Genomic DNA, 13363 nt, shown 5'->3' with positions numbered 1-13363 from the left:
TCGGTGCGATCCCGGAGCCGCCGAGTGGAACTGGGTGAGACACCCACTCGTACTCGCGCCAGTCGGATCGAACGGAGAAGAGCCATGGCATCGAGCCCCGGGCGGCCAGCGCTCGCCCCTCTCGCGATCGCGCGTCGGCCGATCTATCCGGCGTTGCTGCCCGTGCCGATCACCTGCTTCGTCGGCGCGCTGCTTACCGATCTTGCCTACACCGGCACCGCCGAGATGATGTGGCTCGACTTCTCGTCCTGGCTGCTACTGGCCGGGCTGATCGCGGGCGGCGTGGCGGGCGCGTTGCTGCTGGTCGAGCTCGTGCGCGCCGGCGCGGCGCGGCGCGGGGCGCTGACGCTTCACCTCGTCCTGCTGCTCGCCGCCTGGATCGTGGAGGTGTTCAACTCCTTCTTGCACGCGCGCGATGGCTGGACCGCGGTGGTGCCCGGCGGCCTGACGCTGTCGGTCGTAGCTACCGTGCTCGCGCTCGCGGCGGGCTGGTTCTGGCAGGCGGTGCCGCGCTACGTTGCGGGAGCGCCGCGATGACCCGCCGCCTCGCCATCGCCCTCGCCGCACTGCCGCTCGCCGCCTGCGGGAGCGGCCCGTCGATCGATCCCAACCGTCAATATGGCGCCAATCCGCCGCTCCCCGAGCCGCACGAGCAGCTCATCGCCGACGTGGGCGTGTATCAGACGGTCGGATGGAAGAAGGGCGAGACGCCGACCGTGCCCGCCGGCTTCCGAATCGAGCCGCTGGCGAGCGGCCTGAGCAATCCGCGCAACGTCGTCGCTTTGGCCAACGGCGACGTGCTGGTGGTGGAGTCGCGCAACGAGGGCGGCGAACCCATCCAACGACCCAAGGACCCGATCCGCGACTGGTTCATGGCGCGCGCGCACTCGCAGACCCAGAGCGGTGACGCTCCCGCGCCCAGCAACCGCCTGACGTTGCTGCGCGATGCCGATGGCGACGGGCAGCCAGACGCGCGCTCGGTGCTGGTCGATCATCTCAACGCGCCGTTCGGGGTGGTGGTGCTCGGTGATCAGCTGTTCGTCGCCAACACGGATGCGATCATGCGCTACCCGTTCGTGACGGGGCAGACGCGGATCACTACGCCGGGCGTGAGGCTGACCGACCTGCCCGCCGGCGCGATCAACCATCACTGGACCAAGAGCCTCACCGCAAGTCCGGACGGCACGCGACTTTATGTCGGGGTCGGATCGAACAGCAATGCGATGGAACGCGGCAGCGACGCCGAGATGCACCGTGCCGCGGTGTTCGAGGTCGATCCGCGCAGCGGCGCGTCGCGGCCGTTCGCTACCGGGCTGCGCAACCCCAACGGACTCACCTTCTATCCGGGCACCGACACGCTGTGGGCGGTGATCAATGAGCGCGACGAGCTCGGCCCCAATCTCGTGCCGGATTACCTCACCTCGGTGCGTCCTGGTGCGTTCTACGGCTGGCCCTATAGCTATTACGGCCAGCACCTCGACCCGCGGGTCAAGCCGCAGCGGCCCGATCTGGTGGCACGTGCGATCGCACCCGACTATGCGCTCGGCTCACACGTCGCTCCGCTCGGCCTCGCCTTCTACACCGGGCCGAGCTTCCCCCCGAGCTATCGCGGCGGCGCGTTCGTGGGGGAGCACGGCAGCTGGAACCGTACCGATCCGCACGGCTACAAGGTGGCGTTCGTCGCCTTCCAGAACGCCCGTCCCGCCGGCGCGCCGCGCGACTTCGTCACCGGCTTTCTCAAGGACGGCAAGGCGCGCGGTCGTCCGGTCGGGGTGGCGATCGATCCGCGCGGGCGGCTGCTCATCGCCGACGATGTCGGCGGCACGGTTTGGCGGGTGAGCTATGCGGGCGGTTGATGTGGTAGCCAGCGGCGCATGGGCCGGCTAGCAGGCGGCATGGCCGAACGCTTCGAACGACATCGCCAGCCGTGGCGCCCCGACGAGCTCCAGAAGCTCCACACGCTTGCGAAGAAGGGTATGGCGCTCAAGGCCATCGCCAAGGCGCTGACGCGCAGCGAGGAGTCCGTGAAAGAGCGCGCCAAGCAGGACGGATTGTCGACCGCGAAATTGCATTAGGGCGAGGCTTGGGCGGACCGTCCGTGCGGTCCGCTATGAAGCGTGATGCACCCGCTCGGCTGCTACGCTTCGTCGTCCTCTCCGTACTGGCGTCATCCTGAACTCGTTTCAGGATGACGAAAGAGAATGCGTCGGCGGTCGCACGCGAACCAGCGGCCAAAGCTGCCGCATCTCGCCCCTACCCGCGCCTCACGCCGCGCAGGTCTTCACCGCCTGCGCCAGCGCTGGCAGCGGATCGCCGCGCGGCACGAACTCGTGGGCGAGATAGCCCGTGAAATCAGTGTCCGCGAGCGCGCGCGCGAACGCACCCCAATTGACCTCCTGCGTATCGTCCAGCTCGTGGCGACCGGGGACGCCGCCGGTGTGGACGTGGCCGATCCAGCGAATGTTCTTGCGGATCGTGTCGATCAGGTCACCTTCCATGATCTGCATGTGATAGGCGTCGTACAGCAGCTTGACGTGCGGCGAGCCGACCGCCTCCATCACGCGTGCGCCCCAGGCGGTATGGTCCGCCATGTAATCGGCGTGGTCGACCTTGCTGTTGAGCAGTTCGAGGCAGATCGTGACGTTATTGTCCTCGGCGATCTTCTTGACGCGGTTCAGCCCCGCGATCGTGTTCGCCGCGCCCTCTTCGTCCGACATGCCCTTGCGGTTGCCGGAGAAGGCGATGACGTTGGGAACGCCGGCCTTGGCTGCCTGCGGGATGCCGACGCGGTATTGCGCTTCGATCGCGGCGTGGTTCTCGATGCGGTTGAGCCCGTTGGGAATCTGCATCACGTCCGCAGCATAGCCCATGGTGCAGCGCAGGCCGTAGCGACGCGGCACGTCATAGTCCTTGGGCTCGAGCAGATCGATGCCCTCCAGCCCGATCTTGGCGGCGAAGGCGCAGAGCTGGTCGAGCGGGATCTTCTGGTAGCACCAGCGGCTGACCGACTGCTTCAGCCGCCTTTTGGATGACGGAGCGGGCGCGCCGATCGCCGCCCCCGCGGCGAGCGTGAGGGATGTGCCGATGACCTGTCGCCTTGTGACCATAGGGGGAGTGTAGCGCGAGCAACGGGGGGAGCAAGCCGCCGCAGCGCGATCGATCGTGGCGTCACCTTCACCGCCGTGATCGCCGAGCGTCTAGGAACCAGTCACGGCGGTGAACTTCGCGGCGACGGGACGATCGCGCAGAGTGATCCTGCAAGCCACGGAACAGCGTTGGCGCAACCACGCGCGGCGCCGACGGTTCAGCCATCGCGACCGCAGGAGACGCTATGCTCGAACATGTTCCCCATTGGCTCGGCAGCCTGTTGCACAATGTCCGGGCGGGTCATTCCAAGCTGGTGATCGTGCAGGACGGTGTCGTCGAGAGCGGCGCGCAACTGACGCTGAGCAGCCCTGCCTTCGCCGACGGCGCACGCTTGCCCGAGCGGTTCACTGCCGACGGCGAGGGCGTATCGCCGCCGCTGACGTGGTCGGGCGTGCCCGCCGGAGCGGTCGCGCTCGCGCTGGTGGTCGAGGATCCCGACGCGCCCACGCCCACCCCTCTGGTCCATGCGGTGGTATGGAACCTCCCGGCCGACTCCTCAGGGCTCGAGGAGGGCGCGATCGTGGCGGACGGGCGCGGCGGCTACGATGGCTCGGACGTGGGGCGCAACAGCTACCAGCAGGAAGGCTGGCTGCCGCCCGACCCGCCGACGGGGCATGGCAGCCACGATTACGTCTTCCAGCTCTTCGCGCTGCGCAAGGCAGCGGCGCTCGACGTCAACCCGGGCCGGAGCGCGGTGCTGGAGGCACTGCGGGGCCGCGTGCTCGCGGCCGGCATGTTGGTCGGCACCTACTCGCGCGGCGAGCCCGCGGCGGTGGGGCCGGTCGGCGTCACACAGCCCGCCTGACCGCATGCGCGACCCGACTCCCCGCCCGCTGCCGACGGCGCCGCGCTGGCTTGGTCTGTCCGGGCTGCTGCCGCCCGCCGGCTGCGTCGCGGTCGCGCTCGCACTTCCCGCGCTGCAACCCGCGGCAACGCTGGTGGGCGGGGTCTATGCCGCGGTGATCCTGTCGTTCCTGGGTGGTCTGTGGTGGATGGACTCGCTCGAACGCCGCGTCCACGCGGCGGCACCGTACGTGCTGGCGGTAGCGCCCAGCCTGGTCGCCTGGGCAGCGCTACTCGCCTGGCTGCTCGGCGGTGCGCCGCCCGCGTCGTCGCTGCTCGCGCTTGGTGCCGCGGTGCTGGTGTCCCCTCTGGCCGACCGCGCCACCTCGGTCGCAGTGCGCGAACTGCCCGGCTGGTGGCGCCTGCGGCTGACGCTTTCGGGCGGACTCGGCGTCCTCACGCTGCTGCTGGCGCTGCTCGCCCACTAACCGACTAGCGTCCCAAACAAACGGACTGGAACGCGACAAAATACGACGCCACACGCTTTCGCCGTCAGGTCCACGGGAGAGCGGCCGGCGCGTGTCACTTGACCGGATCGGCGGCGGTGAAGGGCGAGCAGCACGGCGGCACCACCGCGTGGAACTCCATCAGCTCGACCCGCGTGCCGTCGGGGTCGTAGAGGTTGGCCTGCCACTTGCCGTCGAGCCCCAATTGGGGGCCGTCGTGGCGCCCGGTCATCTTCTTGCTGCGATACAGCTCGGTCACCGCGGCCTGCATGTTGCGCACGCCGAACGACAGATGATTGAGCACGCCGAGCTGGCGCGCGTCGAGCCGCGCCTCACTCACGCCCGAGCCGTCGCCCACCATCATATATTCCAGCCAATCGCGCCCGTCCGGCGTCTGCTGCGACACCCAGTCGACCTTGGGCGGCTCGAACGCGCCGAACCAATAAGGGCGAAAGCCGAGCAGGCCGCGGTAGAAGCCGTCCTGCGCAGCACGGTTCCGTACCGCATGGCCGACGTGGATGATGTGCCCGCTCACCGCGCCCGGCACCGCCGTATCGCCGCCGCGACGCTCGACGAACTGGACCTCGTTCCCTTCGGCGTCGCGCGCGGCGAAACGACGCTCGCCGCCGTCCGCCTCCAACGCACTGACCGCGGGCGCGCCGCGCGCGATCAGCCAACTCCGCAACGCCGCGGCGTCAGGCGTGCGATAGGCGGCGTGCGCGAACACGCTGGCCCCGAGCGTCGGCGGCGCGGGCAGCACCTCGACGAACTGCGATCCGCTGACGTAGAAGCGCATCCCGCGCGCCTGCTCCGGATCGGCGCCCTTCCGCGCGCCGAGCACGCCGACGTAGAAGCGCTCGGAGGCGGCCATGTCACGGCTGTAGACCGCAAGGTGCGAGATGCCGGTGATCGGCGGCCGCTGCGGCGCGCGCGCGCCGATCGTCACTATCGCGGCGAGCGCCATCACCACCTGTCCGAACCGCATCGCCGCTCCCCCAATCTTCCCGATTATCGTCGTCTAATCGGTATCTTAGCCAGCCAGTTCGACGATGTCACGGATCACGATCTGCCGCTCCTTGGGGCTGACGGAGAGAGGCTGCAAACCAACATTCACCAGTAAAACCGTGATTCATGCCATGTTGCGTTCCTGTCCGACTCTGCTGTAGCCTCTCGCGAGGAGCGCCGAGCGACGGCGCCGAATGGAGGGGACGGCAGGCCATGCGTGCATCGCTCATCTCGGCGTTCGCCACGACATTGCTCCTCACCGCGATCGCGCAGGCGCAGACCAGGGTGCCCGGCGATCCGTACGCCGATGACCCGTCCGGCATCGTGGCCGATCCCTGCCCGTCCCATCCCAGACCCCACGACAAGGCCGGTCAGACATTGTGGAACCTCCACATGCTCACGCGCGACCACGGCCAGCTCTGTCGCTACGCCGCCGCCAATCGCGCGCTGACCGAACGCCCGCGGGTCGTCTTCATGGGCGATTCGATCACCGACAATTGGATCAATCTTGCCCCCGACTTCTGGCGCGGTGGCCGGGTCGATCGCGGCATCAGCGGACAGACCACGTCGCAGATGCTGCTGCGCTTCCGCCAGGACGTGATCGAACTGCACCCGCAAGCGGTGCACATCATGGCGGGCACCAACGATGTCGCCGGCAACACCGGCGCGACCACGATCGAGACGGTCGAGGGCCATATCGAGAGCATGGCCGAATTGGCGCGCGCACACGGGATCAAGGTGATCCTCGCCTCGGTGCCGCCCGCCGCCGCTTTCCCGTGGAGCCCGGGCAAGCGCCCGGCGCCGCAGATCGCCGCGCTGAACGCCTGGCTCAAGGACTATGCGCGGCGCAGCGGCGCGACCTGGGTCGATTATCATCCGGTTCTGGCCACCCCCGACGGCGCGATGCGCGAGGGACTGGCGAGCGACGGCGTCCACCCGACCGCGGCGGGCTATGCGGCGATGGCGCCGGTGGCGCTCGCCTCGATCCGCCGCGCGCTGGGCCGCTGATTATGAGCACGCTCAGCCGCCGCGGCTTCCTCGCCGGTTCGGCCGCGGTCACCGCGGCGCGCGCCTCGCTCGCCGCGAGCCCCACCGGCAGCGCGCGCGGTCCGGTCCAGCCGACCTGGGAGTCGCTGCGCGCGCACTACCGCTACCCGGACTGGTTCCGCGACGCCAAGCTCGGGCTATGGGCGCATTGGGGTCCGCAGTCGGTACCCGAGCAGGGCGACTGGTACGGGCGCCTGCTCTACATGCAGGGGCATAGTGACTATCAGCACCACCTGCGCAGCTACGGGCACCCGACCGAATTCGGGATGAAGGATATCCAGAACCTGTGGAAGGCAGAGCGCTGGAATCCGCAGGCGCTGGTCGAGCGCTACAAGCGCGTCGGCGCCAAATATTTCATGGCGCTCGCCTGCCACCACGACAATCTCGACTGTTACGACAGCCGCTACCACGCGTGGAACTCGCTGCGCGTCGGGCCCAAGCGCGACGTGATCGGCATCTGGGAGCGCGCGGTGCGTCGCGCCGGGCTCAAGTTCGGCGTGTCGAACCATGCCGCGCACAGCTGGCACTGGTATCAGACCGCTTATGCTTATGATCCCGAGGGCGATCGCGCGGGGCAGCGCTACGACGCCTTTCGCCTGACCAAGGCCGACGGTCGCGGCACCTGGTGGGAAGGGCTCGACCCGCAGCAGCTCTACACCGGGCGCCACATGGTCGCACCCGACGGCATCCGCACGATCGCGGCGATGAACGCCTGGCACGAGGCGCACGACGGCCAATGGATCGAGACCGCCCCGCCGGCTGATCCGCAGTTCGCCGCGACGTGGTTGCTGCGGCAGGCCGACCTCATGGCGAAGTACAAGCCCGACCTCTGCTACATGGACGACACCGGCCTGCCTTTCGGCGCGATCGGGCTGGAGGCTGCGGCGGACTATTACAACCGCGCGATCCAATGGCATGGCGCGCCCGACGTGGTGCTGACCGGCAAGAAGCTCGAGCCGCATCAGCTCGGCGGTATCGTCGAGGATGTCGAGCGCGGCTTCAGTGACCGGCTTCGCGCCGAGCCGTGGCAGACCGACACCTGTATCGGTGACTGGTTCTACAATGTCGCACGTCTCAACGACCGCAGCTACAAGTCCGCCGAGGCGGTGATCCAACGGCTCGCCGACGTCGTGTCGAAGAACGGCAATTTGTTGCTGTCGATCCCGCTGGCCGGGCATGGTGCGCTCGATCCGGAGGAGGAGAAGATCCTCGACGCGATGGAGCGCTGGACCACGATCAACGGCGAGGCGATCTTCGCCTCGCGGCCGTGGCGCGTCTATGGCGAGGGGCCAACGCAGGTCGCAGCGGGCATGATGAACGAGGAAAAGGCCAAGCCCTTTACCGCGGAGGATGTCCGCTTCACCACGCGCGGCGGCGCGCTCTACGCGCTGTTCCTCAGGCCGCCGACCGGCACCGCGCGTATCGCCGCGCTGGCGAGCGGCGCGTCCGCCGCGGCGGTGGAGCGGGTCACGCTGCTCGGCGGCGGCACGGTCCCGCACCGTCAGACCCCGCGCGGGCTCGAACTCGACCTCACCGGGCGCGCGCCCGCCGGCTTCGTCCCCGCGGTGCGGATCGAGGGGCGCGGGCTGGCATGACCGGCGCCGCGTCGCGGCGGCTGTCGCTGGTCCTCGTCGTCGCGCTCTTCTTCCTGTGGGGCGTCGCCAACAATCTCAACGACGTGCTGATCGCGCACTTCAAAAAGCTGTTCGTGCTCAGCGATCTGGGCGCCGGGCTGGTCCAGTCCGCTTTCTATCTCGGCTATTTCTGCCTCGCGATCCCGGCGGCGCTGACGATGCGGCGATATGGCTATCGCGCCGCGGTGTTGCTGGGGCTGCTGCTTTATGGTGCCGGCGCGCTGATGTTCTGGCCGGCGGCGGAGTGGCAGAGCTATCCCACCTTCCTGCTCGCGCTGTTTGTCATCGCCAGCGGGCTCGGCTTTCTCGAGACTTCGGCCAACCCGCTGATGGCGCGGCTCGGCAGCGAGGAGACCGCGGCGCGGCGCCTCAACCTCGCCCAGGCGTTCAACCCCTTTGGCTCGATCACGGGCGTGCTGATCGGCAGCCACTTCATCCTCTCGGGCCAATCGGGTCCGGTGACCACCGCTGCCGGCCGTGCCGCGGAAGCCGCCGCGGTACAGATGCCGTATCTCGTCATCGGCCTGGTGGTGCTGGTGTGGGCGGTGCTCATCCGCTTCACCCCCTTCCCGCCGATCGCGACCGAGCGCGACGTGGAGGAAGGCGTCGGCGCGGCGCGCGACTTCGCCAACGTGATCCGCTCGGCGCGCGTACGTGCCGGCGCGGTGGCACAATTCTTCTATGTCGGCGCGCAGGTCGGCATCTGGAGCTTCCTGATCCGCTACAGCGAGGTCGCGGTGCCCGGCACCAATGAGCGCACCGCCGCGGATTACCTCACCGCTTCGCTGGTGCTGTTCATGGCCGGACGGTTCGCCGGCACCGCGCTGATGGCGCGCGTCGCGCCGGCGCGGCTGCTCGCCGGCTTTGCAGCCGCGGCGGGCGCGCTGACGCTGGCGGCGGCGCTGATCGGCGGCGCGGTCGGGATCGCGGCGCTGGTGCTCACCAGCTTCTTCATGTCGATCATGTACCCGACGATTTTCGCCGAGACGGTGAGCGATCTCGGCGCGCTGACCAAGTCGGCGGCGGCGTTGCTGGTGATGGCGATCGTCGGCGGCGCGGTGTTCCCCGCAGTGATGGGGCTGGTGTCGGACCGCACCGGCTCGATCGTGGTGGCGATGGCGGTGCCGGGGGCCTGTTTCCTGGTGGTGTTGCTGTTTGCGCTCTCGCTCCGGCGCGCGCACGCGTGATTGACGCGCACGTCCATCTGTGGACGGTCGGGGCCAACGGCTTCGCATGGCCGACGCCCGATCTCACCGCAATCCACCGCGACATCGCGCTCGACGACTGGCGCGCCCTGTCCGGCGCGGCGGCGCTCGATGGCGTGGTGCTGGTGCAGTCGCAGCCCGACGCGGCTGACACCTCCTGGCTCCTCGACGTCGCCGCGCGCGAGCCACAGGTGCTCGCGCTGGTCGGCTGGGCCGACGTCGACGCGAGCGACGCGGTCGCGACGATCGAGCGGCTGGCGCGCGCGCCGAAACTGCGCGGGCTGCGCCCGATGGTGCAGGACCTCGCCGCCGACTGGTACGACGATCCCGCGCGCGACCGCGCTTGGGCGGCGATGGCGCGCACCGGGCTCGTGCTCGACGCGCTGGTGCGCCCGCGCCACCTGCGCAGCCTGGCGCGACTGGCGGCGCGGCATCCCGATCTCGTCATCGTCATCGATCATGGCGCCAAGCCGACGCTTGACGATCTCGCCGGCTGGCGTTCCGATCTCGCCGCCCTGGCGGTGCTGCCGCAGGTGCGCTGCAAGCTCTCCGGGCTGCTCACCGAGCGCCGCGCGGACGACCCGCCGCATGCCATCAACGCCGCCGCTGCGGCGCTGCTCGAACTGTTTGCCCCCGACCGGCTGATCTGGGGGAGCGACTGGCCGGTGCTGGAGCTTGCGGGTGATTATGCCGGCTGGCTGGCGCAGGCGCGCGCGCTGGTCCCGGCGGCGCTGCACCGGGCGGTGTTCGATGCCAACGCGCGCGCCACCTACGGGATTACCGGATGAGTCTGACACTACCGCCGCTCGGCATGGGATGTGCCGGGATCGGCAATCTCTATCGCGCGGTCGACGATGCCACCGCGGACGCGACCGTCGCCGCCGCCTTGGCGGCAGGCATCGGCTATTTCGACGTCGCGCCGCATTATGGCTTCGGGTTGGCGGAGGAGCGGCTCGGCCGCGCGCTGGCGCGCCACGACCCCGACGCGCGCGCGATCGTCTCCACCAAGATCGGTCGCCTGCTCATGACGACCGACAGCACCGCCAACGAGCGCCACGGCTTCGTCGACGCGCCCGCGCTCGAGCCGGTCTTCGACTATTCGCGCGACGCGGTGCGACGCAGTCACGAGGCGAGCCTGGTGCGGCTCGGGCGCGAGCGCATCGACATCCTCTTCGCGCATGATCTCGGCGAGGTGACGCATGGCGCCGAGGCGGAGCACCATCTCCGCGCCTTCCTGGACGGCGGCTACCGCGCGCTGCGCGATCTGCGCGACGCCGGTGCGGTCGACGCGATCGGGCTCGGCGTCAACGAGATCGCGGTGTGCGACCGGCTGCTGGACGCGGTCGAGCTCGACGTCATCCTGCTCGCCGGCCGCTACACGTTGCTCGAACCGGACGGCGCCGCGGCGCTCCTCGAACGCTGCGCGCGCCTGGGCACGCAGGTGGTGATCGGCGGGCCATATAACAGCGGCATCCTGGTCGAGGGCAGCGCAACGGCGCGCCACTTCGACTATGCGCCTCCGCCCGCCGCCGTGATCGCGCGCGTCGCCGCGCTGGAGCGCGTGTGTGCACGTTACGCTGTTCCGCTGCCCGCGGCCGCGCTTCAGTTCCCCACGCGCGCAGCCGCCGTGGCGGGCGTGATCCCCGGGCTGGTGGGCGAGGCGCAGGTGGCGGACACACTGCGTTACGCGCGCTGGCCTATACCGGACGCGCTGTGGGACGCATGTCGCGCCGCGCTCCACGACCTTTCACCACAGGAGTTAGCGCGATGAGCAATCGCGTCGCGGGCAAGACCGCCTTCATCACCGCCGCGGGCCAGGGCATCGGCCGCGCCACCGCCGAGCTGTTCGCACGCGAGGGCGCGCGCGTGATCGCGAGCGATATCGATCCCGCCAAGCTGGACGGGCTCGCCGCCGAGACGCTCGCGCTCGACGTGCGCGACGCCGCGGCGGTGGCGGCGCTGCCGGACCGCACCGGGCCCATCGACGTGCTCGTCAACTGCGCCGGGTTCGTCCACAGCGGCACGATCCTCGACTGCGACGAGGAAGCCTGGGCCTTCTCCAACGACCTCAACGTCACCGCCATGTACCGGACGGTGCGCGCCTATCTTCCGGTGATGCTCGCGCGCGGCGGCGGCAGCATCGTCAACGTCTCGTCGATCGCCAGCTCGATCAAGGGCATCCCCAACCGCTTCGCTTATGGGGCGACCAAGGCGGCGGTGATCGGGTTGACCAAGTCGGTGGCGGCGGACTTCGTCGCCCGCGGCGTGCGCTGCAACGCGATCTGCCCGGGCACGATCGACTCACCCTCGCTGCAGCAGCGGCTCCACGATACCGGCGATTACGCGAAGGCGCGCGCCGACTTCACCGCGCGCCAGCCGATGGGACGGCTCGGTCGTCCCGAGGAGGTCGCCGCGCTCGCGCTGTATCTCGCCAGCGACGAGTCCGCCTTCACGACCGGTCAGGCGCACATCATCGATGGCGGGTGGATCAATTGACCGAGCGCCACGTCCTGCTGCTCGACCTTATCGACGATCCGACGTCGATCGCGCGTTACGAGGCGTGGCACGCCGCCGGCGCGGTGCCCGCTCCTGTGATAGCGAGCATCCGCGCCGCCGGGATCGCGGCGATGCAGATCTTCCGCAGCGGCAACCGGCTGGTCATGCTGATGGACGTGACCGATGCGTTCGACCCGGCAGCAAAGGCGCGCGCCGATGCGAGCGATCCCGACGTGGTCGCTTGGGAGCGGCTGATGGACGATTTCCAGCAGCGACTGCCCTGGGCCGAGCCGGGGCAGAAGTGGGTGCCCGCGACGCTGATCTTCGATCTGGCGGACCAGCGCTGAGGCGAGCGGCGGCGTGACCGTTTCGACCACTCGCCGCAAAGGCAGGCGGCGGCGACCAAATGCGAACCATCTCCCCGTCCGTCATCCCGAACTTGGTCCCGGGTCCACCCGTCCGCAAAGTCGAGGCCGGTGAGTGCGCGGCACGGTGGATCCCGGGCCAAGTCCGGGATGACGGATTGGGGCAGCGGGCATCAACAACGCCCGGCGCTCGGCCGAAGTCTGACACGTGTTGAGAAACCAGCGGCAGTGTCGCGGGCACGCCTCCTGCGACACTATCCCCTCCCCGCCTCACCGCCGTCGCTTCACGGCGACCGCATCACACCGCGCGTCCGTAGCGGCCATGGCCCAGCTGCATGCCGAGCAGCTGGCGCACCGCCGCCGCCGGCATGGGCGCACGCTCCGCCAGTTCGGCGACGCGCACGACGCGCTCAACCAGCTGACGATTGGTCGCAAGTGTGGTGCGCGCGCGATCGAGCCAGATATTGTCCTCCACCCCGACCCGCACGCTTCGTCCGCCGACGATCGCCAGCGTCGTGGCCGGCGACTGCGCCGCGCCGATTCCTGCGGCCGCCCAGGTCACGCCGGCGGGCATGGCGCTCTCCACCGCGCCAAATTCGGTGTAGGTCGCCTGCAGCCCGGCAATGTTGCCGAACAGCACGTTGCAATAGCACGGCCCCTCGATCAGCCCCTTGCCGCGAAGATATTTCAGGTAATTGATCATGCCGAGGTCGAACACCTCCAACTCCGGGACGATGCCGCGTTCCAGCATGCGCTTGGCCAAGAACTGGATCGTCGACGGGCTGTTGACGCTCGCCTGATTGACGAAGTTGAGCGACGACAGCGTCAGCGAGCCCATATCGGGCTTCACGTCCCCATCGAGCTGCAGCGGCGCGGCGCGCTTCTCGGGGTCGGTCACGTTGCGGCCGCTTAGCGACACGCACACGATCATGTCGGGCGCGTGCCGGCGGATGCCCGCGATGATTGCGGCAAAGGTGTCGGGGTTGACTTCAGGCACCCCGGTCGCGGCGTCGCGCGTGTGCAAGTGCGCGATGCTGGCGCCCAGCTCATGCGCCTGAAGAACGTCGTCGACGATCTCGTTCACCGTGATCGGGACGTGCGGCGTCAGCTCCTTCGTCGGCACCATGCCGGTGGGAGCAAAGTTGATGATGAGGTCACCCATGTCGTATCCTGCG

At 69.3% G+C, this 13363-nt stretch carries 15 protein-coding genes; 12 read left to right on the top strand and 3 right to left on the bottom strand.

Going from position 1 to position 13363, the window contains the following annotated elements:
- The first annotated feature begins 84 nt into the window (after nucleotides 1-84).
- The 3 genes from ACMGDM_RS09690 to ACMGDM_RS09680 are packed head-to-tail and all read left to right on the top strand — an operon-like array spanning nucleotide 85 to nucleotide 2075.
- Complete coding sequence (locus ACMGDM_RS09690; protein WP_436803927.1) at nucleotides 85-537, top strand: DUF2231 domain-containing protein; 453 nt, start codon at nucleotides 85-87, stop codon at nucleotides 535-537.
- Complete coding sequence (locus ACMGDM_RS09685; RefSeq protein WP_436803926.1) at nucleotides 534-1856, top strand: PQQ-dependent sugar dehydrogenase; 1323 nt, start codon at nucleotides 534-536, stop codon at nucleotides 1854-1856. The genes ACMGDM_RS09690 and ACMGDM_RS09685 overlap by 4 nt, the downstream gene beginning before the upstream one ends.
- A gap of 39 nt (nucleotides 1857-1895) precedes the next feature.
- Nucleotides 1896-2075 (top strand): hypothetical protein, encoded by a 180-nt coding sequence (locus tag ACMGDM_RS09680; RefSeq protein WP_436803925.1) that lies wholly within the window; start codon nucleotides 1896-1898, stop codon nucleotides 2073-2075.
- Between the two features lie 189 nt (nucleotides 2076-2264).
- Here ACMGDM_RS09680 and ACMGDM_RS09675 read toward each other — a convergent pair whose 3' ends face one another.
- Complete coding sequence (locus ACMGDM_RS09675; RefSeq protein ID WP_436803924.1) at nucleotides 2265-3107, bottom strand: hydroxypyruvate isomerase family protein; 843 nt, start codon at nucleotides 3105-3107, stop codon at nucleotides 2265-2267.
- 224 nt (nucleotides 3108-3331) lie between these two features.
- Here ACMGDM_RS09675 and ACMGDM_RS09670 point away from each other — a divergent pair, with 224 nt between their 5' ends.
- Nucleotides 3332-3952, top strand: a complete 621-nt coding sequence (locus ACMGDM_RS09670; protein ID WP_436803923.1) for a YbhB/YbcL family Raf kinase inhibitor-like protein — start codon at nucleotides 3332-3334, stop codon at nucleotides 3950-3952.
- A gap of 4 nt (nucleotides 3953-3956) precedes the next feature.
- Nucleotides 3957-4418, top strand: a complete 462-nt coding sequence (locus ACMGDM_RS09665; protein WP_436803922.1) for a DUF3429 domain-containing protein — start codon at nucleotides 3957-3959, stop codon at nucleotides 4416-4418.
- A gap of 94 nt (nucleotides 4419-4512) precedes the next feature.
- Here the strand turns inward: ACMGDM_RS09665 and ACMGDM_RS09660 are convergent, their stop codons facing one another.
- Complete coding sequence (locus tag ACMGDM_RS09660) at nucleotides 4513-5421, bottom strand: VOC family protein (protein WP_436803921.1); 909 nt, start codon at nucleotides 5419-5421, stop codon at nucleotides 4513-4515.
- A 233-nt stretch (nucleotides 5422-5654) separates the two neighbouring features.
- Here ACMGDM_RS09660 and ACMGDM_RS09655 point away from each other — a divergent pair, with 233 nt between their 5' ends.
- From ACMGDM_RS09655 to ACMGDM_RS09625, 7 genes are read left to right on the top strand one after another with little or no spacing between them, the layout of a single operon-like run.
- Nucleotides 5655-6449, top strand: coding sequence for an SGNH/GDSL hydrolase family protein (locus ACMGDM_RS09655; protein WP_436803920.1), 795 nt, complete (start codon nucleotides 5655-5657; stop codon nucleotides 6447-6449).
- A 2-nt stretch (nucleotides 6450-6451) separates the two neighbouring features.
- Entirely contained in the window at nucleotides 6452-8083 is a 1632-nt protein-coding gene (locus tag ACMGDM_RS09650) for an alpha-L-fucosidase (RefSeq protein WP_436803919.1), read from the top strand.
- Nucleotides 8080-9309 carry an L-fucose:H+ symporter permease gene (fucP, locus tag ACMGDM_RS09645; RefSeq protein WP_436803918.1) on the top strand — a complete coding sequence of 410 codons (1230 nt, stop codon included), beginning with the start codon at nucleotides 8080-8082 and terminating at the stop codon, nucleotides 9307-9309. The genes ACMGDM_RS09650 and fucP overlap by 4 nt, the downstream gene beginning before the upstream one ends.
- A complete protein-coding gene (locus ACMGDM_RS09640; protein WP_436803917.1) occupies nucleotides 9306-10115 on the top strand; it encodes an amidohydrolase family protein in 810 nt (269 codons plus the stop codon). The genes fucP and ACMGDM_RS09640 overlap by 4 nt, the downstream gene beginning before the upstream one ends.
- Nucleotides 10112-11098: an aldo/keto reductase gene (locus ACMGDM_RS09635; protein ID WP_436803916.1), complete on the top strand. Its 987-nt coding sequence runs from the start codon at nucleotides 10112-10114 to the stop codon at nucleotides 11096-11098. Before ACMGDM_RS09640 ends, ACMGDM_RS09635 begins: the two co-directional genes overlap by 4 nt.
- Nucleotides 11095-11823: an SDR family oxidoreductase gene (locus ACMGDM_RS09630; protein WP_436803915.1), complete on the top strand. Its 729-nt coding sequence runs from the start codon at nucleotides 11095-11097 to the stop codon at nucleotides 11821-11823. The genes ACMGDM_RS09635 and ACMGDM_RS09630 overlap by 4 nt, the downstream gene beginning before the upstream one ends.
- Nucleotides 11811-12170 (top strand): L-rhamnose mutarotase, encoded by a 360-nt coding sequence (locus ACMGDM_RS09625; protein ID WP_436803914.1) that lies wholly within the window; start codon nucleotides 11811-11813, stop codon nucleotides 12168-12170. Before ACMGDM_RS09630 ends, ACMGDM_RS09625 begins: the two co-directional genes overlap by 13 nt.
- 316 nt (nucleotides 12171-12486) lie before the next feature.
- Here the strand turns inward: ACMGDM_RS09625 and ACMGDM_RS09620 are convergent, their stop codons facing one another.
- Nucleotides 12487-13350, bottom strand: a complete 864-nt coding sequence (locus tag ACMGDM_RS09620) for a beta-keto acid cleavage family enzyme (RefSeq protein ID WP_436803913.1) — start codon at nucleotides 13348-13350, stop codon at nucleotides 12487-12489.
- Nucleotides 13351-13363: the final 13 nt, after the last annotated feature.

The sequence above is a fragment of the Sphingomonas larreae genome, from assembly GCF_051400595.1.
Classification (GTDB): Bacteria; Pseudomonadota; Alphaproteobacteria; order Sphingomonadales; family Sphingomonadaceae; genus Sphingomonas.
This window is presented reverse-complemented; position numbering and strand designations above follow the sequence as displayed.